General features: G+C 70.0%; 16 protein-coding genes. 4 read left to right on the forward strand and 12 right to left on the reverse strand.

Annotated features, from left to right (window positions below; genetic code table 11):
* Positions 1 to 48 precede the first annotated feature (48 nt).
* Genes RAH40_RS06085 through RAH40_RS06100 form a run of 4 tightly spaced genes read right to left on the reverse strand, consistent with a single transcriptional unit; the run spans position 49 to position 5,073 of the window.
* Positions 49 to 1,857: a hybrid sensor histidine kinase/response regulator gene (locus RAH40_RS06085; RefSeq protein ID WP_306601195.1), complete on the reverse strand. Its 1,809-nt coding sequence runs from the start codon at positions 1,855 to 1,857 to the stop codon at positions 49 to 51.
* Positions 1,854 to 3,524 (reverse strand): ATP-binding protein, encoded by a 1,671-nt coding sequence (locus tag RAH40_RS06090; RefSeq protein WP_306601196.1) that lies wholly within the window; start codon positions 3,522 to 3,524, stop codon positions 1,854 to 1,856. The genes RAH40_RS06085 and RAH40_RS06090 overlap by 4 nt, the downstream gene beginning before the upstream one ends.
* A 20-nt stretch (positions 3,525 to 3,544) precedes the next feature.
* Entirely contained in the window at positions 3,545 to 4,075 is a 531-nt protein-coding gene (locus RAH40_RS06095) for an RsmD family RNA methyltransferase (RefSeq protein ID WP_306601197.1), read from the reverse strand.
* Positions 4,072 to 5,073 carry a beta-ketoacyl-ACP synthase III gene (locus RAH40_RS06100; RefSeq protein ID WP_306601198.1) on the reverse strand — a complete coding sequence of 334 codons (1,002 nt, stop codon included), beginning with the start codon at positions 5,071 to 5,073 and terminating at the stop codon, positions 4,072 to 4,074. The genes RAH40_RS06095 and RAH40_RS06100 overlap by 4 nt, the downstream gene beginning before the upstream one ends.
* A gap of 159 nt (positions 5,074 to 5,232) precedes the next feature.
* Between RAH40_RS06100 and kdsB the strand changes: the two genes are divergently transcribed.
* The 3 genes from kdsB (at position 5,233) to RAH40_RS06115 (ending at position 9,869) form a co-directional block, all read left to right on the forward strand.
* Positions 5,233 to 6,012, forward strand: coding sequence for a 3-deoxy-manno-octulosonate cytidylyltransferase (gene kdsB, locus RAH40_RS06105; protein ID WP_306601199.1), 780 nt, complete (start codon positions 5,233 to 5,235; stop codon positions 6,010 to 6,012).
* Positions 6,009 to 6,884: a DMT family transporter gene (locus RAH40_RS06110; RefSeq protein ID WP_306601200.1), complete on the forward strand. Its 876-nt coding sequence runs from the start codon at positions 6,009 to 6,011 to the stop codon at positions 6,882 to 6,884. Before kdsB ends, RAH40_RS06110 begins: the two co-directional genes overlap by 4 nt.
* A gap of 366 nt (positions 6,885 to 7,250) precedes the next feature.
* Positions 7,251 to 9,869 (forward strand): PAS domain-containing sensor histidine kinase, encoded by a 2,619-nt coding sequence (locus tag RAH40_RS06115; protein ID WP_306601201.1) that lies wholly within the window; start codon positions 7,251 to 7,253, stop codon positions 9,867 to 9,869.
* A 123-nt stretch (positions 9,870 to 9,992) separates the two neighbouring features.
* On the opposite strand, the gene RAH40_RS06120 is transcribed toward RAH40_RS06115, so the two are convergent.
* The 3 genes from RAH40_RS06120 to murD all read right to left on the reverse strand — a co-directional run bounded on the left by RAH40_RS06120 (position 9,993) and on the right by murD (position 14,581).
* On the reverse strand, positions 9,993 to 11,294 hold the full coding sequence (locus RAH40_RS06120; protein WP_306598195.1) for an IS701 family transposase: 1,302 nt from the start codon (positions 11,292 to 11,294) through the stop codon (positions 9,993 to 9,995).
* A gap of 64 nt (positions 11,295 to 11,358) precedes the next feature.
* Positions 11,359 to 13,227: a L,D-transpeptidase family protein gene (locus RAH40_RS06125; RefSeq protein ID WP_306601202.1), complete on the reverse strand. Its 1,869-nt coding sequence runs from the start codon at positions 13,225 to 13,227 to the stop codon at positions 11,359 to 11,361.
* 1 nt (position 13,228) lies between these two features.
* Positions 13,229 to 14,581, reverse strand: a complete 1,353-nt coding sequence (gene murD, locus RAH40_RS06130) for a UDP-N-acetylmuramoyl-L-alanine--D-glutamate ligase (RefSeq protein WP_306601203.1) — start codon at positions 14,579 to 14,581, stop codon at positions 13,229 to 13,231.
* A 72-nt stretch (positions 14,582 to 14,653) separates the two neighbouring features.
* On the opposite strand from murD, the gene RAH40_RS06135 reads away from it, so the two are divergent.
* Positions 14,654 to 15,385, forward strand: coding sequence for an EAL domain-containing protein (locus RAH40_RS06135; RefSeq protein ID WP_306601204.1), 732 nt, complete (start codon positions 14,654 to 14,656; stop codon positions 15,383 to 15,385).
* Between the two features lie 193 nt (positions 15,386 to 15,578).
* Here the strand turns inward: RAH40_RS06135 and RAH40_RS06140 are convergent, their stop codons facing one another.
* The 5 genes from RAH40_RS06140 to RAH40_RS06160 form a co-directional block, all read right to left on the reverse strand.
* On the reverse strand, positions 15,579 to 16,142 hold the full coding sequence (locus tag RAH40_RS06140) for a hypothetical protein (RefSeq protein ID WP_306601205.1): 564 nt from the start codon (positions 16,140 to 16,142) through the stop codon (positions 15,579 to 15,581).
* A 207-nt stretch (positions 16,143 to 16,349) separates the two neighbouring features.
* Entirely contained in the window at positions 16,350 to 17,438 is a 1,089-nt protein-coding gene (gene mraY, locus RAH40_RS06145; RefSeq protein ID WP_306601206.1) for a phospho-N-acetylmuramoyl-pentapeptide-transferase, read from the reverse strand.
* Positions 17,435 to 18,802 (reverse strand): UDP-N-acetylmuramoyl-tripeptide--D-alanyl-D-alanine ligase, encoded by a 1,368-nt coding sequence (gene murF, locus RAH40_RS06150; protein ID WP_306601207.1) that lies wholly within the window; start codon positions 18,800 to 18,802, stop codon positions 17,435 to 17,437. Before murF ends, mraY begins: the two co-directional genes overlap by 4 nt.
* Positions 18,799 to 20,277 carry a UDP-N-acetylmuramoyl-L-alanyl-D-glutamate--2,6-diaminopimelate ligase gene (locus tag RAH40_RS06155; RefSeq protein ID WP_306601208.1) on the reverse strand — a complete coding sequence of 493 codons (1,479 nt, stop codon included), beginning with the start codon at positions 20,275 to 20,277 and terminating at the stop codon, positions 18,799 to 18,801. Before RAH40_RS06155 ends, murF begins: the two co-directional genes overlap by 4 nt.
* Positions 20,274 to 22,421, reverse strand: a complete 2,148-nt coding sequence (locus RAH40_RS06160; RefSeq protein WP_306601209.1) for a penicillin-binding transpeptidase domain-containing protein — start codon at positions 22,419 to 22,421, stop codon at positions 20,274 to 20,276. The genes RAH40_RS06155 and RAH40_RS06160 overlap by 4 nt, the downstream gene beginning before the upstream one ends.
* Between the last annotated feature and the right edge of the window lie 32 nt (positions 22,422 to 22,453).

Below are 22,453 nucleotides of genomic sequence, written 5' to 3' on the forward strand. Positions count from 1 at the left end.
ACCGGCGCCGGCCCCGGCCTCCCCCCCGGGGGGAGCCGGGGCCGTCCCCTATCTGAGCGGGACCTTCAGGGTGAGGGACGTGCCGTCGCCCAGGTTGACCAGGTCCACTTCGCCTTCGTAGGCGGCCAGGAGCTGCCTGCACACGGCCAGGCCCTCGCCGGGGCTCCTCACGCCCATCACGACCTGCTGGTGCAGGCCCGAGAAGGGCTCGAAGGCCGTGTCCAGCTCCATGGGGGGGATGGCCCCGCCCTCGTCGGTGACCTGGAGGAGGAAGGCGTCCTCCGTGCGGGTGGAACGGATGGCCAGCGAGGGCGACGGCGTCGGCCCGCCCAGGGCGTGGTGCACCACGTTGAGCAGGGTGGTGGCGAAGTCCCCGTAGACGCCGTAGATCAGGGGCACCCGGGCCTTCAGCTCCTGGGTGACCGCCACCTCGGCGGGAATGACGCCCTCGGCCTGGAGCAGTTCCAGTTCCTGCTGGATGAGGTCGTGGAGGTCCAGCCACTCCGGCTTACTGGGAGCCTCCCGGCCCACCCGCCGCAGCAGGGCCTTCAGGAGGCCGTCGATCTTCGAGACGGCCTCGCGGATCTCGGCCAGGGCCCGGGGGTGCGCCTCGGGCAGGCCGTTGCCGTCCGGGGCGGGCATGTGGTCCAGCACCTGGCTCTGCTGGTGCAGGCTCTGCACGGGGGCTTCCAGGCGCTGGGCGATCTTGGTGAACAGGTCGCCCAGGAGGGCCTGCCGGTCCCGGCGGTTCAGGTCGGCCCGCGCGTTCTGGAGGTCCTGGTAGGCGCCCTCGATGCGCTCGTAGCTCGAGGCAAGCGCGCGGGTGCTGTTGTTGAGGTCCTCGATGAGCTCGGCGTTCTCCAGGCTGACCAGGGCGATGCTGGCGTGGAGGGTGGCCATCTCCAGCTCCTGGGCCAGGAAGGGCCGCTCCGCGGGGCGGCTGAGGATCCAGAAGCCGGCGATCTCCTCACCCTCCTGGTGGGTGCGGAGCACCACCACGGCCACGTTGCCCATGGGCGGCCAGAGGCCCAGGTCCAGCCCCTCCTCCCAGAGGCGGCTGCTCCGGAGGGCCTCGCCGTGGAGGACCCCGGAGGCACCCATGGACCAGGCCCGGGCCACGAAGCTGTGGCCCAGGGGCAGGACCGGCATGCCGTCGAAGGTGGCCCCGTTCCAGCGCACGCCGTCGTAGTAGCTGCCGCTGCCGTGCAGGCGGTAGGCGGTGAGGCCCGTGGCCCCCACCTCCACCCGCACCTCGGAGAGGATGCGCAGGAGCAGCGTCCTGGGATCGTGCTCGGTGAGGATCTCCCGGCTCAGGGCCAGGAGGCGCGCCAGGCTGCCGCTGCGCTGCTCCAGGGCGGCCTGGGCCTCCATGAGCTTGCGGTTGGCCTCCTGCGCCTCCTTGAGCTGGATCTCCAGGTGCTCGAGCATCTGGACGTTGAACTGGCGCAGGGCCGGGGCTTCCAGGGCCTTTTCCAGCTCCTCCCGGCGGCCCAGGAGGAAGGCCCCCACCTGGTCCACGAAGGTGAAGGGGTCCAGGGGCTTGGGAATGAAGCCGTCGCAGCCCGCCACCAGCGCCGTCTCGCGCTCGGCCTTCTGGGTCTTGGCGGTCAGGGCCACCAGGGGCGTGGCCTTGAGTTCGGGGTCGTGCTTGAACTTGGTGGCCACCTCGAAGCCCGACAGGCCCGGAAGGTTGATGTCCAGGAGCACGAGGGCGGGCTTGAGCTGGAGGGCCATCTCGTAGCCCTTGAGGCCCTCCTCGGCCCAGTGCATGTCGTAGCCGGCCTGGGAAAGCAGGCGCTGCACGAGCCTCCAGTTCACGAAATTGTCCTCGATGCAGAGGATCTTCGGCGCAGTCATGATTCGGCCTCCGGCAGGAGCGGGAGGTCCACCGTGAAGGTGCTCCCCCTGCCCTTCTCGCTTTCAACGGTGATCTTCCCGTCCATGGCCATCACCAGGCGCTGGGAGAGGGCCAGGCCCAGCCCGGTGCCGCCGAAGCGGCGCGTGATGCTGCCGTCGACCTGCTGGAAGGGCCTGAAGAGCCTCTGCATCTCGTTCCCGCTCATGCCGATGCCGGTGTCCCTGATGGCGATGCGCAGGCGATCCCCGGCGCGCTCCATGCGCACGGAGACGCTGCCCTGCTCGGTGAACTTGATGGCGTTGCCCACCAGGTTGGTGAGCACCTGCCTGAAGCGCACGGTGTCCCCCAGGATCCGGCACGGCCCGCCCAGGACCTCGACGGTGAAGCGGATGGGGCGGTTCGCGATGAGGCCCGTGGCCAGGGCGGCCACCTCCTCCAGGGCGGGCCCGGGGTCCATGGGGACCAGGTCCAGCTCGAACCGGCCCGCCTCGATCTTGGAGAGGTCCAGGATGGAGTCGATCATGCCCAGGAGGTTCCGGCCGTTCTGGTGGATGATGGACAGGTCCATCTTCACGTCGGAGGGGACCCGCCCCTCCCGCTCCTGCATGAGCAGGCCCGAAAATCCGATGACGGCGTTAAGCGGCGTGCGCAGTTCGTGGCTCATGTTGGCGAGGAACTCGCTCTTGATGCGGTCCAGCTCCTGCAGCCTCTGGAGGCTCATCAGCAGGCTGTCGTTGACCTCCGTGAGCTCCTGCGTCTTCTCCTGGACCTTCTCCTCCAGGGTGCCGGCCCAGGCCTTGAGCTCGGCCCGGGACTGCTCCAGGCCCCGGGTGCGCTCCTGCACGAGCTTTTCCAGGTTGGCCCGGATCTCCTCCAGCTCCCAGATGGTCTCAAGCAGCTGCCCGGTGCGCTCGTGGACCCGGGACTCCAGGAGCTTGTTCTGGAGCTCGATCTCGTCCCGGGAAATCCTCAGCTTGTTGGTCATCACCTCGAAGCTCCGGCCAAGCACCCCGAGCTCGTCGTGCGAGGTCGCGCCCACCGCCATGCCCTGGAGGTTGCCGCTGGCCACCTGCTGCACGGCCTCGGTCAGCGTCACCAGGGGCCGGATGTAGAGCCTGGCCAGGTAGATGCCCAGGAGCAGGGCGACGGCCACGGCGGTGCCGCCCACCCAGAGGGCCTGCCGGATGTTCACGCGCACCACCTGCCGGATCTCGTCGGTGGTGAAGCCCAGCACCAGGGTCCCCACGTGGTCCCCGGACGCGTTGCGGAAGAAGATGGGCGCCGTGGCCACCAGGATCTCGTCCGAGGGGCGCAGGAACGTGCTGGTCCTGCCGTCGGTGCGCCCATAGGCGCCCACCCAGCCGGGAGCGGCGGGGGACTCGTCCACCGCCTTCCCGTTCTCGTCGAAGACCACCGAGAAGCTGAAGGAGGGGATGTTCTTGACGCCCTCCAGGATCCGGGCGACCTCCCGGCGGTCCCGGTCCTCCATGGCCGACGCCAGGGCGTAACTGGCGGTCTCGGCCACCTGGTGCATGCTGGCTTCCGCCTGGGCCTGGAACTGGCGCTTTACGGTCAGGGGGAAGAACACCAGGTTGAACAGCCCGAAGGCCAGCACCAGGATGCTGATGACGGCGCTCAGCTTGGTCTTGATGGAAAACCGTGGCATCCGAGAAGTTTAACCAGACCTCAGACTGCCGAGCGGAAGATATGGAACTCCGCGGCCCCGTACCGTCGGGTCTCCACCTCCTCCAGGCCCGCCACCGGCGGGAGCGCCGTGCCCGCGGCGGCCTCGAAGACCAGGATGCCGCCCTGCCCCAGCCACCCCGCCACCCGGGGTCCCAGGCCGGCCCAGGCCTCCAGGGAGGCCTCGTAGGGCGGATCGGCGAAGGCCACCGCAAGATCCCGGAAGGCGTCCGGGGCCAGGCGCCTGACATCCTGGGCCAGGACCCGCACCTCGGCCCCCCGTGCGTTGGTGCGCAGGCAGGCGAGGGCCTCGGGGGCCTTCTCCACCAGGGTCACGGGGGCGTAGCCCCGGGAGAGGGCCTCCAGGCCCACCGCGCCGGTGCCGGCGTAGAGGTCCAGGAAGGGGCCCGCGGGCCACTTCTGGAGGATGGAGAAGAGGGCCTCCCGGGCCCGGTCGGCAGTCGGACGAACCGCCAGGGACCCCTCCGGGGCCGCGAGGCGGCGGCCCTTGAGGGTGCCGGCGATGATCCTCACACGGCCCAGCGCATGAGTGAACCGCCCCAGGTGAACCCGGCGCCGAAGGCGGCGAACACGATCAGGTCGCCCTTCTTGACCTTTCCGGCTTCCAGGGACTGGTGCAGCGCGGTGGGCAGGGTGGCCGAGGTCGTGTTGGCGTACTCGGCGATGTTGTTGGCCATGCGCTCGTAGGGGAGCTCCAGGCGCTTGGCGGCGGCGTCCATGATGCGCAGGTTGGCCTGGTGGGGCACGAACAGGGCCAGGTCCGCGGGGCTGATCTGGTTGCGGTCCAGCATGAGGCGGCTCACCTCGGCCATCTCGCGCACGGCGTTCTTGTAGACCTCCTTGCCGTTCTGGTAGATGAAGTGCTCGCGGTTGGCCACGGTCTCGGCGGTGGCCGGGCGCAGGGACCCGCCGGCCTTCATGCAGAGGAAGGGGGCGCCGAAGCCGGCGATCTTGTGCTCGTAGTCCAGGAGGCCGTAGCCCTCCTCGACCTGCTCCAGGATGACCGCCCCGGCGCCGTCCCCGAAGAGCACGGCGGTGTTGCGGTCCGTGGGGTCCATGATCGAGGTCATCACGTCGCAGCCCACCACGGCGACCTTCTTCACCGTGCCGCCCGCGATGAGGCTGGCGCCGGTGGTCATGCCGAACAGGAAGCTCGAGCAGGCCGCGTTCATGTCGAACCCGAAGCAGTTGGAGGCCCCGATCTTGTCCTGGATTAGGGCGGCGGTGCACGGGAAGAACATGTCGGGCGTCACCGTGCAGCAGATGATCGCGTCCAGCTCGTCGGCACGCATGCCGCGGCGCTCCAGGGCCATGCGCAGCGCGCCCACGCCGAGGTCGGACGAGCCGGTGCCGGGCTCCACCCAGCGGCGGTGCCGGATGCCCGTGCGGGACATGATCCACTCGTTGCTGGTGTCGACCATCTGGGAGAGCTCATCGTTGGTGACGATGCGATCCGGGTAGTGCTGACCCGTCGCCGTGATGCCTACGGGGATGGCGAACCTTCGTGTCAATGGAACCTCCGGTGTTGAATCCTGAAAGCCAAACCCTTGATTGTGCGTGATCGGCCTTCATATTTCCACGCAGGAGTTCATGGGTTCCGGCCCCTGCCCCCGGGAGGCCCATGGGGCCTCGGCCTTGCTATGATCAAACCGTCAATGAAAGGCTCTCCCATGCGCACCCTCGCCGTACTCCCGTCCAGATTCCAGGCCTCCCGGTTCCCCGGCAAGCCCCTGGCCCCCATTTCCGGGCGGCCCATGATCCAGTGGGTGTGGGAGGCGGCCCGGGACGCCCCGGGCGTGGACGAGGTGGTGGTGGCCACCGACGACGCGCGCATCGCCGCGGCCGTGGAAGGCTTCGGGGGCCGGGTGGTCATGACGGACCCCGGCCTGCCCTCGGGCACGGACCGGGTGGCCGCGGCCTATGCCGCGCTGGGGGAATCCTTCGACGTGGTGCTCAACATCCAGGGAGATGAACCGGCAATGCATCCCGACACCATCGCTGGAGTCGTGAGCCTCCTGGAGCACAACCCGCGCCTGCCCATGGCCACGGCCGCCTGCCCCTTCACCAATGCGGAGGAGCTCTTCAACCCCAACAACGTCAAGGTCGTGCTGGACGATTCCTGCCGCGCGCTGTACTTCAGCCGCAGCCCCATCCCCTACCTCCGCAACAGCACCCTGTTCCTGGCGGACTTCCGCCCCTGGCTGAGCCCCCAGCACCTGGAGGTGTACCTTCGCCACCTGGGCATCTACGGCTACCGGCCCGAGGCCCTGCGCGCCTTCACCGCCCTGCCCCCCCACCCCCTGGAGAAGCTCGAGATGCTCGAGCAGCTGCGGGCCCTGGCCGCAGGCATGGCCATCGGAGTGGCCCGCACGCCGCACCTGAGCCTGGGCGTGGACGTGCCCGCGGACATCCCCGCCGTGGAAGGCCTCCTGCTCATGCGATCCCGGTGACGGACACCGCCGGCAAACGCACGGGCGGCATCCTCCTGGTCGTCCTGGCGGGGTGCAGTTTCGCATCCATCGGCATCTTCAATCGCCTGGCCGCGGCCCGGGGCGTCGGCGTCCCCACCGCCCTGGCGCTGCGCTTCGCCCTGGCGGCCCTGCTCCTGTGGGCCCTGGTGCCCAGGCGCAACAGCGTCCGTCTTCCGCGGGCCCGGCTCGGGGGCCTGGCGCTCATGGGGGCCCTGTTCGTGCTGGAGGCGGGGCTGTTCTTCGTGTCCAGCCGCCGGATCCCCGTGGCGCTGACCGCGCTGCTCCTCTACCTCTACCCGGCGCACGTGATGATCCTGAGCTGGGCCTTCCGGGGGGAGCGCCCGGGCCGGGGCGGCCTCCTGGCCCTGGCGCTCGCCCTCGCCGGGATCACCCTGGCCATCGGCTTTCCCGCCCAGCGCCTGGATCTCCTGGGCGTCGTCCTGGGCCTGGCCAGCTCCCTGGGCTACGCGGCGTACATGTTCCTGGGCGCCCGCATGCAGCGGGGGGTGCCCGCCCTGGTGGCCACGCTCTGGATCAGCACCTTCGCCGCCCTGATCTTCCTGGCGCTGGCGCCCTTCCTGGGCGGGATCCATCCGTGGATGCCCCCGGGCGCCTGGGCCAGCGTGGCCGGCCTGGCGATCCTGGGCACGGTCCTGCCCACGGTGCTGGTCATGGAGGGCCTGTCGCGCATCACCGCGACCCAGGCCTCCATCGCCTGCACCGTCGAACCCGTGGCCACGGCCCTGATGGGCGCGCTGCTCCTGGGCGAGCGCCTCCAGGCGCTCCAGCTCGCCGGCGGCGCGCTGGTCATCGCCGCCGTGCTGGTGCTTTCCCTTGGGGACAGGAGCTGAAGGCCGCGGCAGGCGCGCAGTCCCAGGCGTCCCCCGAGCCGTCCCGGCCCCGGCCCTTCACCAGAGGCGGATCCGGCGGATCAGGAATGGTCCAGCCGGGCGCCACCTGGGGTTCGGGGGCCCGTTCCACGCGGAAATCGACGAGGCTGCGGGGGGAACCGGGAGGGCAGGGGGACAGGAGAAGGAGGGCGGGGAGGCAGAGGGTCAGGATCATGGCAGAAACGATAAATAAATTATTTAATGTGGCAAGACTGGCAAAATGAATCAAGGTGCATAGAGTTAATTCGTTGTGTCAGGTTCCACCAATTATCAATTAAGATCTACCGACCAACCCCTCCCCGCGCCACGTGCTGAAAGAATCCCGGCATGCCTCCGCCCAACCCTCCCCTGACCCGGGAACCCTTCCCCCCCTCCCTTCTCGGAGCGGGCCTCGACCTTGCCCCGGACGCCGTGCTGGTCGCGGCCCCCGACGGCCGGATCCGCTACGCCAACGCCTCGGCCTGCGCGATGCTGGGGTACGGCGCGGAGGAGATCCTCGCCCTGGACCTTCGGGCCCTGACGGCGGACACGACCCTGGACCTCGACAAGACGACGGCCGTGGAAACGGTGCTTTCGGGCCGGGACGGCGCCCGGATCCACGTGGAGATGACGCGGGCCCGGGTCTCCCACCAGGGGGCCGAGGTCCTGTTCCTCTACATCCGCGACATCACGTCCCGCAAGGCCGCCGAGGCCGCCCTGCGCAAGAGCGAGGCCCGCTTCGCCCTGGCCTTCAACGCCAGCCCCGACGCGATCAACATCACGCGCCTCGACGACGGCACCTACATCGAAGTGAGCACGGGCTTCGAGCGCCTCACGGGGTGGAAGCGGGACGAAGTGCTGGGCCGGACCGCGGTGGAGCTCGACATCTGGGGCGACCCCGCCGATCGCCAGAAGATGGTGGCCCTGCTCAAGGAGAAGGGCGAGTTCGACGCCAGCCTGTTCACCTTCCGCCGCAAGAACGGAACCTTCATCAAGGGGCTCATGTCGGGCCGGCTGGTCTCCCTGGACGGCCTCCCCTGCCTCCTGACCATCACCCGGGACGTGACCCTCCAGGAGGACGCCCAGAAGGCCCTGGGCAACCTCACGGACCTCATCGCGGCCATCACCGCCAACGTTCCCGCCTTCATCACCCTCCTGGACCGGGACGGGCGCATCCGGTACCTCAACAAGCTCGCCCCCGGCTTCAGCATGGCCGACGTCATCGGCATGGATTTCCTGGACGGCATGGCCGGGGACGCCAAGACCCTGGGCGCCCGGGCCCTGGCGCGCATCCTGGAAGGATCCGGGCACGAGGTCTTCGAGGGCCAGGGTTGGGGGCCGAACCAGGAGCTCCGCTGGTACCGCAGCATCATGGGGCCGATGACCGAGAAGGGCCAGGTGGTCGGCGCCGTCCTCATCGCCATGGACGAGACCGGGCGCCGGCTCCAGGAGGAGCGCCTGCGCGAAAGCGAGGATCGCTTCCAGGCCCTGCAGAGCCACACCCCCGACGCGCTCTTCTGGTTCAAGGCCGGCGATGCGGGCGAACTGCTCCTGGAGGGCATGAACCCGGCCGCGGAAGCCCTCCTGGGGCGGCAGTCCCAGGAGGTCGCGGGCCTGCCCCTGGAGGCCTTCTGCCCACCCCGGATCGCGGAATTCTTCATCTCCCACAACCGGGAGTGCATCGCCGCCCGCAGGCCGGTGACCTTCGAGGAGGAGGTCCCGGGCTCCGCCGGCGCCCGCTTCCTCTCCACGACCCTCGTGCCCATCGGGGACGACACGGGCCGCATCCACCGCATCGTGGGCAGCTCCAGGGACATCACCCAGGAGCGCCACATGGAGGAGGCCCTGCGGCAGTCCCAGAAGCTGGAGAGCCTGGGCGTCCTGGCGGGAGGCATCGCCCACGACTTCAACAACCTCCTCACCGCCATCATGGGCAACCTCAACCTGGCCCAGCTCAAGCTGCCGGAGGTCTCCCCCGCCCTCGGGCACCTGGAGGCCGTGGAGAACACCGTCCTCAAGGCCTCGGAGCTGACCCGGCAGATGCTGGCGTATTCGGGCAAGGGGCGGTTCTCGGTCAAACCCCAGGACCTGGATTCCGTGGTGAACGAGATGGTCCACCTCCTCAAGGTGACGGTCACCAAGAGGGCCTCCCTCAACATCCACCTGGCCGGGAACCTCCCCGCCATCGAAGGGGACGCGGCCCAGATCCAGCAGGTGATCATGAACCTGGTGACCAACGCCTCGGACGCCCTGGGCGACCGGGAGGGCGTCATCCGCGTGGGCACCCGGTCCGAGGACCTGGACCAGGCGCGGATCCGCGCGGACTTCCCCGCCCAGGCCCTGGAACCCGGCCCCTTCGTGGTGCTGGAGGTGGAGGACACCGGCTGCGGAATGAGCCCCGGCGTGCTGGCGCGGATCTTCGACCCCTTCTTCACCACCAAGGTCAAGGGCCGGGGCCTGGGCCTCTCGGCCATGCTGGGGATCCTGAGGGGCCACAAGGCCGGCATCCGCATCCGGAGCCGCGAGGGTGCCGGGTCCCTGTTCCAGATCTTTTTCCCCGCCTCCCCCAGGACAGCCGCGCCCCGGCCCGCCGCCCCCGCCGAGCACGTGGGCGAGTTCTCCGGGAAGCTCCTGCTGGTGGACGACGAGGTCATCATCCTGGATTCCATCGGCCTTGCCCTGGAAACCCTTGGCTTCGAGGTGATCCAGGCCCGGGACGGCGTCGAGGCCCTGGAGCGCTTCGAAGCGGAGAAGCCCGGCCTGGTGCTCATGGACCTGACCATGCCCCGCATGGACGGCGCCACCGCCTTCGCGAGGATGCAGGCCTCGAGGCCGGAGGTGCCGGTGATCCTGAGTTCGGGCTACGACCGGCAGGCGCTGGAGGGGGTCAAGCCCGCGGCGTTCGTTCAGAAGCCGTACCGGCTGAAGGAGCTGAAGAAACTCCTGGCGGAGGTGCTGGGGCACTAGCACTACTGTGTCATAACATTGGCGCCTTGGTTTTTCCCACATGTCGGACAGTAGGCGAGAGAACCCACGAGAATCCGCTCCAGCCTTCGACGTAGCGTCGTTATGGAATAGGGCGAATGCCGCTCAGGGCGGAAGGGCGCGGTGTCCTCTGGGAAGGGGGGCGGGCTGGGGTGGTGCGTGAATGAAGCCAAAGATGGATTGGATCGTAGGGGGGGAAAGGCGGCTTCGTTCCGCCACAATGAAGGCATACGTGGCGGCGCATAGACTCAAGTGATGGTGGAATCCCCGCCATCCACGGCCCTCATAGTGGTCCAGGCCGAGTTCGTCTTTCATCTCCTGGTAGTCCCGCTCGATCCGCCAGCGCAGTTTCGTGACCCGGACCAATTGCCGGAGTGGCGTGGCCTCTGGCAGGGTCGAAAACCAATACTTGGTGGGCTCCTGCTCGGATTCGGGCCACTCAATCAACAACCACTCCTCCGGGTGCATTTCCGCTCGAGTGTTGTCTCGATGAGCGGGACGAACGCGCAGCGCCGCGAACCGGGATTCCATGATGCCCCGGGTTCCCTCTCCCCACGGCACCTTCGCCCAGGCGGCCTTGGGCAGGGCCTCCGCCAGGGCTTTGACCGTCTCGGGCTGATGCTCATCATCCCTCCTCAGTCTCTTGGCCGGATGTCCCTTTCCGCCGGGTTTTCTGGGGGGCAGCGGCCCATTGCCGTTCGCCCAGACGGTCGTGGTTTTGCTGACCCCCACTGCGTAGACGAGGTGCCGTTCCGTCAACCCTTCCCTGAAACCGAAAATGTCGCCGTAGCCCGCATCAGCCAGCACGGGCAGGTCAGGTTCCTTGTCCGTGCGCTGACCATCAATGAGGGCGAGCGCAATTTGCCATTTGGGCTGAAAGACAACCGCCTCGGGAACACCGGCCTCGGCACGGCGTTCCATGTCCTTGGCCCAGGCCTCCGGAAGATACAACCGGAACGCCACGGGCACACTGCTCCAGCGGGAGGCCATGGACAAGCTCACGGCGCATTGGCAATTGGAGGTCTTTCCGAATGGCCCGCAATACTGATGGGCCACGCCAACCGAGTGCGTCCCCTTTTTGGGGAAACCTGTGTCATCGACAATCCAGGCTTCAATCGGCCCCTGGATCTCCATGGCTTCGCGAGCATAGTCCCGGGCCACCCGGAGAACCGCGTCATCACTCCAACCCGCTTGAGCCACCAGGTGGTGCAAGGATTGGTGCCGGGCCTGGACGTGCACCGGGTCCAACCGCGCTGCCATCGGCTCAACGCTTTTTCGATCCCCGGGCAGGATCAAACCCTGGCAATAGAGCGCCATTGGCTCACGGCGATCGGCATGGCCGGCCGCCTTCGCCAGTAATCCGGCGTAGGCATCGAAACGCGCACGGCTTTCGGCAGTCTCAACCATAGGTAGCCCTAGCCTATAGGATAGGCAGGGCGGGGAGGCTGTCAATACTTATGACACAGTAGTGCTAGAGCCGCGCAAGGATGGCCTTGGCCAGGTCCGTGAGCGAGGGGTCCCTTGCGCCCATGACGAGCACCAGGTCGCCAGGCCGGGCCGTGGCGGCGAGGGTCTCCACCAGCCACTCCCTCGAAGGCGCGTGGAAGGCCCGGGCACCCTGCGCGCTGATCTCGGCCACCACTTCCGCGGAGGAGATGTCCCGGTTCACGGTGCCGCCGGCGTAGAAGACGTCCAGCATCCAGAGGCAGTCTCCGGGCCGGAGGCCGGCGGCGAAGGCCTGGACGAACTCCCGGCGAAGGAAGCGAAGGGGGCCGAAGCCGTGGGGCTGGAACACGGCCAGCACCCGCCCGGCGCGGTTCCGGGCGGTGCGCAGGGAGGCGCCGATCTTGGCGGGGTTGTGCCCGAAGTCGTCCACCACCTCCACGCCCCGGGCCGAGCCCAGGCTCTGGAAGCGCCGGGCGACGCCCAGGAAGCCCGCCAGGGGCTCCGCCATCGCCTCCAGCGGCACGCCCAGGGAGAGGCACCCGGCGATGGCGGCCATGGCGTTCTCGACGTTGTGGACCCCGGGCACGGGCAGGCGGAACCGCAGGCCCCGCACCGTGAAGGCGCAGCCGTCGGGGCCCTCCTCCACGTCCTCGCACCGCAGCTCCGCCAGGGGGCCCGCGCCGAAGACCAGGGCCCCGGGGGCGAACTCCGCCAGGTTCGGGGCGTCCCCCACGCAGAAGGCCTCGCGGGTCCGGTCGCGGAAGGTGCGGAACATCTCCGCCACCTCCTCCATGGCCTTGTGGTCCTTCTGGAGGTTCAGCACGACGCCCACGGCGGGGCTGTAGCGCACCAGGGAACCGTCACTCTCGTCGGCCTCGATCACCAGGAGGTCCGACCCCCCGGCCCAGGCGTTGCCCCAGAGGCCCTCGGCCTGCAGGGCGCGCAGGTCGCCGCCGGTGATGACCGAGGGATCCCGGCCCGCCCCGCGCAGGATCTCGAAGGCCATGGCCACGGACGTGGACTTGCCGCTGGTGCCGGTGAAGGCCAGGGTCCGGCCTTCCCCGACGTAGTGGGCCAGCAGCTCGGACCGGTGCAGGAGGGGGATCCCCAGGCGGCGCGCCTCCCGGATGTCGGGCACGTCGTCCTCCACGGCGGTGGAGTAGACCACGGCCGCGGCGCCCGGGACCCCGGAGCCGTCCTGGGGGACCACGCGCACCCCGGCCTTCTCCAGCAGGGCCCGGCCTCCGGGATTGCGCCCCTGGTCGAAGCCGCGGTCGCTGCCGCTCACGGCCCCTTCGCGCACGGCGAACTGGGCGAGGGCGCTCATGCCGCTGCCGCCGGCCCCGGTGAAGTGGAGCCGGCCCATGGGCCCCTGCGCGATCATCACGCGGTCCCCCTCCCGCACCCGGTCGAAGAGGTCCAGGACGTCCCGGCAGGCCATGCGCACGCAGCCGTGGGAGGCCGGCGTCCCCAGGAGGCCGGGCTGGTTGGTGCCGTGGATGTAGATGTACCGGTCCAGGGAATCCACGCCGGGCCCGGCGTTCACCCCCGGCTCCAGGCCGTCCAGGGTGAGGATGCGGCCGAGGATGAGGTCCTCCTCGCGGGGTTCGCCCTCCCAGAGCTCGCCCGTGGGGACGCGCCCCTTGAAGACGGTCCCCGCCGGGGCCCCCGCCCCGATGCGGGCGTGGATGCGGTGCCAGCCCGGAGGGGTGCGGAAGGAGCCCTCCTCGCCGCCGATCCCCGCCGAGGCGGTGGAGACGGGGTACTCGGCGAGCACCCGCCCGTCCTCCAGGAGCGCGAGGCGCTGGCGGCCGGCGTCGACCACGAGGATCCGCCCGGGGTGCGGGCCGGGGCCCGCCAGGGAGAGGTACCGGATCGCGGCGAGGGGGTCCATGCTAGCCCCGGGCCCAGTCCCGGATGAGGGCCTCGAAGTGCTCGCCCCGCTCCTCGAAGTTCCGGAACTGGTCGAAGCTCGCGCAGGCGGGGCTCAGGAGCACCTGGTCGCCCTCCCGGGCCAGGCCCAGGGCCGCGGCCACGGCGTCGTCGAAGGGCTGGACGGCGATGTGGGGGAGGTCCCCCAGGTCCCGCTCCAGCTGGGGGATGGCCTCGCCCAGGAAGACGAGGCTGCTCAGCTTGCCCGCGAGCGCCTCGCGCAGGGGGGCGTAGCTGGTCCCCTTGTCCTGGCCCCCCAGGAGGAGCACGAGGGGCCCCGGCAGCGCCCGCACGGCGATGAGGGTGGCGTCCACGTTGGTGCCCTTGGAGTCGTTGTAGGCCTTGATGCCGCAGTGCTCCCCGCAGAGGGCGATGCGGTGGGCGAGGCCGGGGTAGGTGCGCAGCCCCTCCCGGATGGCGTCCAGGTCCGCGCCGCCGTGGCCCGCCAGCACCGACGCGGCCAGGGCGTTCTCCACGTTGTGGTCGCCGGGGATCAGCAGGCGCGTCCGGTGCACCAGGGGGTGCTCGCCGTGGTCGTCGATGAGCCAGAGGGTGCCGTGCTCGTCGCACCAGGCGCCGGGGCCTTCCGGGGCCTCCCAGCCGAACCGCGCGGCCTGCCCCCGGCCCGGGGCCAGCGCCTCGAAGGCCGGGTCGGCCAGGGGCGTCAGGCGCAGGTCCAGGGGGGTCTGGTGGGAGAAGATCCGCACCTTGGCCGCGCGGTAGGCCTCCATGGTGCCGTGGCGCGCCAGGTGGTCCGGGGTCAGGTTGAGGGCGGCGGCGGCCTCGGCGTGGAAGTCCCGGACGGTCTCCAGCTGGTAGCTGGAGCACTCCAGGGCGAAGCGGGTGCCCTCCTCGGCGCCCTCCAGCGCCTCCACCAGGGGCGTGCCCAGGTTGCCGCAGGCCCGGGAGGGGAGGCCGGCCTGCCGCAGGAGGTGGGCCGTGAGGTCGGTGGTGGTGCTCTTGCCGTTGGTGCCGGTGACGGCCAGGATCATGGAACCGTCGCCGCGGGCCCGCAGGGCCCGGTGGGCCAGTTCCAGCTCGCCGATGACCGGGATCCCGCGCCGGGCGGCCTCGGCGGCGAAGGGGATGGCCGGGCTGACCCCCGGGCTCAGCACCACCTCCTCGCAGTCGTCCAGCAGCGTCAGGGGATGGGAGCCCCAGACGGCGGGAATCCCCTGGGCCGACAGCCTCGCGGCCGCGGCCGCGTCGGGCCCGGGCCTCCCTTCGGTCACCACGACGTCCCTGCCCGCCTTCGCCAGGTGCTCAGCCGCCCCCATCCCCGAACGTCCCGCGCCCACCACCACGACCCTTCCCATGCCCGCTCCTTTCTTCCAGTTTGGCACCAGCGGCAAAAGAAGTGAAAATGGAGGTTGGCAAGGCGGAGCTGGATGAACCAATCCCTACTCGAGAGCATTCTGGATTTCCGTCGCCCCGCGGTCACCTATACGCATTCCATCGTCAACCTCAAGGACGGGACGACGGTGGCGCGGGAAGTGCTCACCCGTTTCGAGACCCAGCCCGGCCTGATGCGCACGGTGGGCGATCTCCTGGTGGACGTGTCCCTCTCCGCCGAATCCCGGGTGCGCCTGGATCTCCTCTGCCTCGGGGCCATCTTCACCACCCTGGAGATGCACCCCATCACCGAGCACCTCCTGTTCGTGAACCTGGACCCCCTGACGCTGGAGCACCCCGAGTTCTGGTACCAGATCGAGCCCTGGCTCTGGAACCTCTCCATCCCGCCCCACCGCATCGTCTTCGAGATCACCGAAAGCTATTCCCGCCACAGCCTCGACCAGCTCGAGTTCTTCTCCAAGCGGCTCCGGGCCCTGGGGGTGCGCATCGCCGTGGACGACCTGGGCTCGGGCATCGCCTCCCTGGCCCACATGGGCCGGCTCTCCCCGGACTTCTTCAAGGTGGACAAGAGCCTCGTCCGCGGCGTCCAGCGGCGCCCCTACCAGGCCGCCCTGCTCAACGCCCTGTCCGTGTTCGCCGAACGCATGCGCGTGGGCTACATCGTCGAGGGCATCGAGACCACCGAGGAGCTCCAGGCCGTCATCGATGCCGATGTGCCGTGGGGACAAGGATTCATCTTCGGGGAGCCGGAACCCCTGGTCTTCTAGATTCCAATCAAAATGCAATCTTTTCTCGGCGAACCTCGGCCCCTCGGCCGCCTCGGCGATGCCATTCTGTTTCAAGACGCTGCGGCGCGTTGAATCCATGCGCCGAAAGGTTCAAGAACAGAAAGGCATCGCCGAGGGGCCGAGGTTCGCCGGGAAGAGATCAAGGAGAGGCTTTCCACTCTCCCTGTCGGGATCACCGCCTGGCCGCCAGCACCCGCACCTCGGCCGTCCCGGGGAACCGCAGGCCGCTGGTCCTGCGCCCCCAGACGACTCCGTTCGGCAGGCTGACGCCCACGGTCCCGATGAGGGTATCCGTGACCAGCAGCTGCCCGCCGGTGCCTTCGCCCATGGCGAAGGCGGCGCCCTGCACCAGGGCCGCGCGGGTGGTGCCCAGGCTGGGAACGCCCTCGAACGCGACCCTGCGCACCACCTGCGTGCCCGTCACGCCGCCGTCGCGCACCAGGGGGTCGTGCAGGAGCAGCACCAGGCAGTCCACCTTCAGGTCCCGCACGTTCCTCGCGGTGGCCAGCGCCTCGCCCGGATTACGGACGTCCACCACCGTGATCGTCCGGTCGGCCCCCGCGGAGGCGGCCAGCACCGCCACCTCCCCGGCGCTGAAGCGGTAGTCGCAGATCACGCCCAGGTGGTTCCTGTCGGGCCAGGCCGACCTCGTCGCCTCCATGAGGCCGGCGTAATCCTCCCCGTGCAGGGCGGCGGCGAGGAGCAGCGCGATCGTGGTTGCGATTCCTTTGTGCATGGGATTCTCCGGGGAAGCTGAGGCACGGGAACCCCCCGCCGTCCAAAACGGACGACCCAAGAGACGGGTGGCTTGGAGACCCACCTGCATCCGAGGAAAACCCCGCAGGGCAGACGGAAGGGTGACGGTCGAAAAGTTACGCATTCAGTTTCGATTGTCAACATTGACAAACGAAAACGATCCCCTATCGTGCCGCTTTTCCCCGGGCTACCGCAGCTTCAGCGAGCTCAGCGCCAGCATGCAGCAGACGATGGCCGTGATCCAGAGCCGGATCACCACCTTGGTCTCCTTCAGCCCGCCCAGCTCCATGTGGTGGTGGAAGGGGGCCATGCGGAAGATGCGCTTGCCGCCGCGCAACTTGAAGCTGCCCACCTGGAGGATCACGCTGAAGGCCTCCAGCACGAACAGGCCGCCGGCGATGACCAGGAGCAGCTCCTGCTTGATCATGATCGCCACGGTGCCCAGCGCCCCGCCCAGGGCCAGGGAGCCGGTGTCGCCCATGAAGACCTCGGCCGGGTGCGCGTTGAACCACAGGAAGCCCAGGGAGGCGCCGCTCATGGCCCCCAGGAACACCGCCAGCTCGCCGCCGCCGGGGACGAAGGGGACGATGAGGTACTGGGCCATCTTCGCGTTTCCGGCCACGTAGGCGAGGATCGCGAAGGTCGCGGCGACGATGAGGGTGCCGCCGATGGCCAGCCCGTCCAGGCCGTCCGTGAGGTTCACCGCATTGCTCGTGCCCACCACCACCAGGCAGATCCAGGGCACCAGGAACATGCCCACGTCGGGCCGGAACTTCTTGAAGAACGGCACGGAGAGCTGGCTGGTGTTGGTGCCCCGGAGGTTGAAGTGAAGGATGAGCCAGGACACCACGAGGGTGATGGCCACCAGCAGCAGCATCTTCTGCCAGCTGCGCAGGCCCAGGTTCTGCTTGCGCAGGAGCTTCTTCGTGTCGTCGATGGCGCCCACCGCGCAGAAGCCGACCAGGGACACCAGGGCCACCCAGATGACCCCGCTGCGCAATTCGCACCACAGGAGCGTCGACACCAGGATGGCGCCCACGATGAGCAGGCCGCCCATGGTGGGCGTGCCGGCCTTGGCCTGGTGCGTGTCCGGGCTGTCCTCGAGAATGTGCTGGCCCATCTTCAGGCGGGTCAGGGTGCGGATCACCCAGGGGCCGACGAGGATGGAGAGGAGCATGGCCGTGCCCGCGGCCATGGCGGCCCGGAACGTGATGTAGCGGAAGACGGAGAAGCCGGGGACGGCGTCGCGGAAGGGGAAGAGGAGCCAGTGGATCATGGTTTTCCGGGAGAGAAGGTTTCGAGAAGCCAGTCGACGGCCCGTTCCGAACGCCAGAACCGGCTGCCTTTGACGAGGATGCGCGCGCCTGCCGGGATGGAGGCGAGGCCTCCGGCGTCGTCGCGCAGGGTTTCGAAGTCGGGGAAGGCCCGCGCGCCGGGCCCGAAGCCCGCGGCCAGGGCCGCGGCGTGGTCGCCGTAGACGAGCACCCGGCTGAAGCCCAGGGCCCGCAGGCCCTCGCCGGTGTCCCGGTGCACGGCCGCGGCCCCCTGCCCCAGCTCGCGCATGCAGCCCAGCACCGCGACGGCGTCCCCCCCGTCCAGGGTCAGTAGGGCCTCGCCGCAGGCAAGGACGGATTCCTGGATGGCGTTGTAGCTCTCGTCGAGAAGCCAGCCGCCGCCCTTCAGGGCGTGGAGCCGGCCCCGGCCGGGACCCGCGTCCACCTCGCCCATGGCCGAGGCCACGGCCTCGGGAGCGTACCCTGCCAGGATGGCCAGGGACCCGGCCAGAGCTGCGTTGCGCACGTGATGGGAGCCCCGCAGGCGCAGGCGCACCGGCACGGTCCCCCCGGGGAAGCGCAGCACGAACCGTTCCCCCTGGAGGCCCAGCGACGCCTCGTCCTGCCACCCGAAGGCGCTGCCGCGGCCCACGGGCACGGCCTTGGCGCGGGCCCAGGGCTGCATGGCCACCCAGCGGCACCAGCTGTCGCCGGCCAGGTGCACCCACTGGCCGCCGGGCCTGAGCCCCGCCACCAGCTCGCCCTTGGCGCGGGCGATGCCCTCCTGGCCGTCCACGAAGTTCTCCATGTGCACCTGGCCGATGTTGGTGACCAGCCCCAGGTCGGGGGGCGCGATCTCGGTGAGGCGGCGGATCTCGCCGGGCGTGCTCATGCCCATCTCCAGGACCACGGCGGAGGTGTCCTCGGGCAGGGTGGCCAGGGCCTCGGGCAGGCCCAGGGTGTTGTTGCGGTTGCCGGGGGTCTTCCAGGCGCCGGTGGCCGCGGCCAGGAGCTCCTTGGTGCCGGTCTTGCCCACGGAGCCGGTGATGCCGAACACGTGCGGGGGGCGGAAGGCCTCGAGGCGCGCCTGGCCCCACCGCTGCAGGGCGGCCAGGGTGTCGGTTACCAGGAGCTGGGGCACGTCGACAGCCAGCTCGTGGTCGGCCATGACCGAGCCCGCCCCCGCTTCCACGGCCTGCTGGGCGAAATCGTGGCCGTCCCGCTGGCCCCGGATGGCCACGAAGCAGCTGCCGGGCGCGAGGGTGCGGGTGTCCATGGAGAGGGCCACGGGCGTGGCCTCCCCGTCGCCCAGGAGGGTGCCGCCCACGCGGGCGCTCACTTCGGAGAGGTTCCAGAGGCCGCTCATGCCGTCACCGCCCAGGGGCGGGGCACCGTCCCGCCGCGGAGGACGGTCTCGACGGCGCCGCGGTCGCTGTAGGGGTGCTTGGTGCCGCGGATGTCCTGGTAGGGCTCGTGGCCCTTGCCGGCCAGGAGCAGCAGGTCCCCGGGGCGGCAGGCCGCGAGGGCCTGGGTGACCGCCAGGGCCCGGTCCGCCACGCGGTGGTAGCGTTCGGGGTTGGCGCGAAGCGCCTCGGGGATGCCCAGGGCCGCGTCGTCCAGGATCCGCTCGGGGTCCTCCCCGCGGGTGTTGTCGGAGGTGTGCCACAGGACGTCGGCGACCCCCGCCACGGCCGCGGCCATAAGGGGGCGCTTGGTGCGGTCCCGGTCCCCGCCGCAGCCGAAGAGCACGTGGAGGCGGCCGCCTTCGGGCAGGAGCCGGCGGCCTTCCGTGAGGAGCTTTTCCAGCGCGTCGGGCGTGTGGGCGTAGTCCACCATGACCCCGAAGGGCTGGCCGCAGTCCACCCGGTCCAGGCGCCCGGGGGCGCCGGTGAGGCCGGCCACCGCGGGCAGCAGGGCCCCGGGGGCGAAGCCCGCCTCCGCCAGCGCCGCCAGGGCCGCCAGCAGGTTGTAGGCGTTGAACCGCCCCAGGAGCGGGCTGCGCACGTCGAAGGCGCCCCGGGGGGTGGCGAGCCGGAACGAGGTGCCCGTTGGGGTGAGGACGAGGTCCTCGGCGCGGTAGCTGCCGGGACCCTCGATGGCGTAGCCCAGGACCCCGGGCCGCTCCAGGAGCCGCCTTCCGTAGGGGTCGTCGGCGTTGGCCAGGCCGGCGCCGCACTGCGCGAAGAGCCGGGCCTTGGCCTCGAAGTAGGTCTCCATGTCCCCGTGGAAGTCCAGGTGGTCCTGGGTGAGGTTGGTGAACAGGCCCACCTTGAACCGCGCGCCCTCCACCCGGTCCAGCATGAGGCTGTGGCTGGAGACCTCCACCGCCGACGCGGCGTCCCCGGCCTCCACGGAGCGCCGCAGCCACCGGTAGAAGGCGGGGCTCTCGGGCGTGGTGCGGGTGGCCTCCTCCTCCAGGGCGCCGGCGGCGTTGAGCACCGTTCCCACCAGGCCGCAGCCCAGGCCCGAGCCCAGGAGCAGCTGGCGGATGAGGGTGGTGGTGGTGGTCTTGCCGTTGGTGCCGGTGACGCCGATGAGGGCCAGGGCCAGGTCGGGCCGGCCGTAGAGGCGCCGGGCCAGGTGGGCCATGGTGCGCCGGCCCTGCCCGAGGCGCGCGAAGGGCACGGGAACGTCCAGGTCACGGTCCGCGAGGATGGCGCAGGCGCCCTGGGCGAGGGCCGCGGGCACGAAGTCCGCGCCGTCCCGCACGCCGCCCTTCAGGGCGACGAAGGCCCACCCCGGGGCGGCCTCGCGGCTGTCGCAGGTGACGTGGGCCACCTCGGCGTCGAGCGCACCGCTTGCGAATACGTCCTGGTCCCGCATCCAATCGCTGAACTTCATGGGCTCCTCGGCTTGATCTTCACTGCGCCGCCGGGTTCCAGGGCCGTCCCCGGGGCGGGATCCTGGCCCTCCACGCGGAAGGCCCTGCCGCCGCTGTCGCCCAGGCCTTCCAGTTTCGGAACGCCCCCGGCCATGACCACCCGGTGGATGGCGGACTTGAGGGTGAGGCCCTTGAGGTCGGGCACCTTGCCGATCTCCACGTGGACCACCGCCTCGTCGTTCTCGCTCACGGGCCAGTCCCGCAGGCCCAGCTTGAGGTCGGCCTCCTGCCCCGAGTCGGGCAGGGAGAGGCGGTAGCGCATCACGGCGTCGCCGATCTTCTTGAAGAGCGGCGCGGCCACGTCGCCGCCGGTGGTGTCCCCGGCGGGGTCGTCCAGCATGAAGAGCATGCCGTACTGGGGCTTGTCGGCCGGGAAGAACCCCAGGAAGGACGCGTAGTGGCGGCGCATGTCGTACTGCCCGTTGACGAGCTTGCGGGAGGTGCCGGTCTTGCCGAAGGCCTCGACGTTCCCGTCGAGCCGGGCCAGCTTGCCGGTGCCGCTGGTGATGACGCCCTTGAGGGCCTCGCGCATCATCGCCGAGGTCTCCTCGCTGAGCACCTGCTCCTTGACCTTGGGCTTGAACTCCTGGAGGAGGTTGCCCTGGTCGTTGAAGATCTTCTGGATGAGGAACGGCTGCATGAGCTTGCCGCCGTTGGCCAGCACGCACCCCGCCATGAGCACCTGGAGGGGCGAGGCCGACAGGCCGTAGCCGTAGCTCATGGTGAGCTGGGTGGTGCGGCTCCAGCGGTCAGGGGCCTGGAGGCGCCCGGCGGTCTCCCCCGGGAAGTTGAGGCCGGTGGTCTCGCCGAAGCCGAACTTGCGGAGGTACTGGAAGTGGACGGTGGGGTCCAGGCGCAGGCCGATCTTGGCCGCGCCGATGTTGGAGCTCTGCCAGAGCACCGCCTCGAAGGGGATGGTGCCGTGGCTGTGGGTGTCGGTGACGACCTTGTCGGCGTACTTCCACTTCCCCGCCTCGCAGGCGATCATCTCGCCCAGGTGCACCTTGTGCTCCTCCAGGGCCATGGCCGCGGTGAAGATCTTCATGGTGGAGCCGGGCTCGTAGCTGTCCTCCACCGGGTGCACCTTGCGCGCGGCCTTCTGGCGGTCCATCTCGCGCCGGTACTCCTCCTTCTCCGCCGCGCTCCACTCCGATTCGGAGCGGTTCAGGAACCTCTTGGGCATGATGTGGTTGGGATCGAAGGTGGGCGTGCCGGCCATGGCCAGGATCTCGCCGGTCTGGGGGTCCACCACCACGGCGTAGGCGGTGGCGGGGTGGCTGCGCCTGACGCCCTCCTCCAGGGCCTCCTCCACGATGTGCTGGATGGTGGAGTCGATGGTGAGCTGGAGGGTGGACCCGTTCACGGGGATCTTGGCGTAGTTCTCCTGCATGATGAGGAGCCGGCCCTTGGCGTCCCTGGGCGCGATGAGCTCGCCGGGCTTGCCCGCGAGCTGCTCGTCGAAGGTGCGCTCGATGCCCAGCTGGCCCACGCCGTCGATGTTGATGAACCCGACGATCTGGCACGCCAGGCTCCCCCGGGGGTAGTGGCGCTTGCTCTCGGGGAGGAAATCCACGCCGTCGATCTTCAGGGCCTTGATGGCCGCGACCTTGCCCGCGGGAAGCTGGCGCTCGATCCACACGAAGGGCTTCTTGCGCAGGAGCCGCTCCAGGACGGCGGCGCGGGACATCTCCAGGATGGGCGCCAGCTGGGCGGCGGCCTTCTGGGCGCTCTGCCGGTCAGGTTCCCCCCAGTTCCGCTCGGTGTCCCCCTTCCCGGCCCGGAAGTCGGGGTAGAACGATGGCGGGTTGGCGAAAAGGCTCTCCACCTTCAGGGAGATGGCCAGGGACCCGCCCCGGCGGTCCCGCAGTTCGCCCCGGATGGGCGCGATGGGCACCACCGTGGTGTGCTGGCGCTCGGCCCGGAGCCGGTAGTAGGTGTGCTGGACGGCCTGCAGCCAGATGAGGCGCAGGGTGATCATCACGATCCACAGGAGGGACCCCCCCAGGATCCAGGGCAGCCTGGCGGCCACGAGATCCGAGGCCTCGGGCCTCCCCAGGAGGCGCCGGGGCGAGGGAGAGCCGCTGAGGATGCCGCCGATCGCCAATGAGAACCACTTTCACGCCCCGGATGGGCGAA

Source organism: Geothrix sp. 21YS21S-2 (genome assembly GCF_030846775.1).
GTDB lineage: Bacteria > Acidobacteriota > Holophagae > Holophagales > Holophagaceae > Mesoterricola.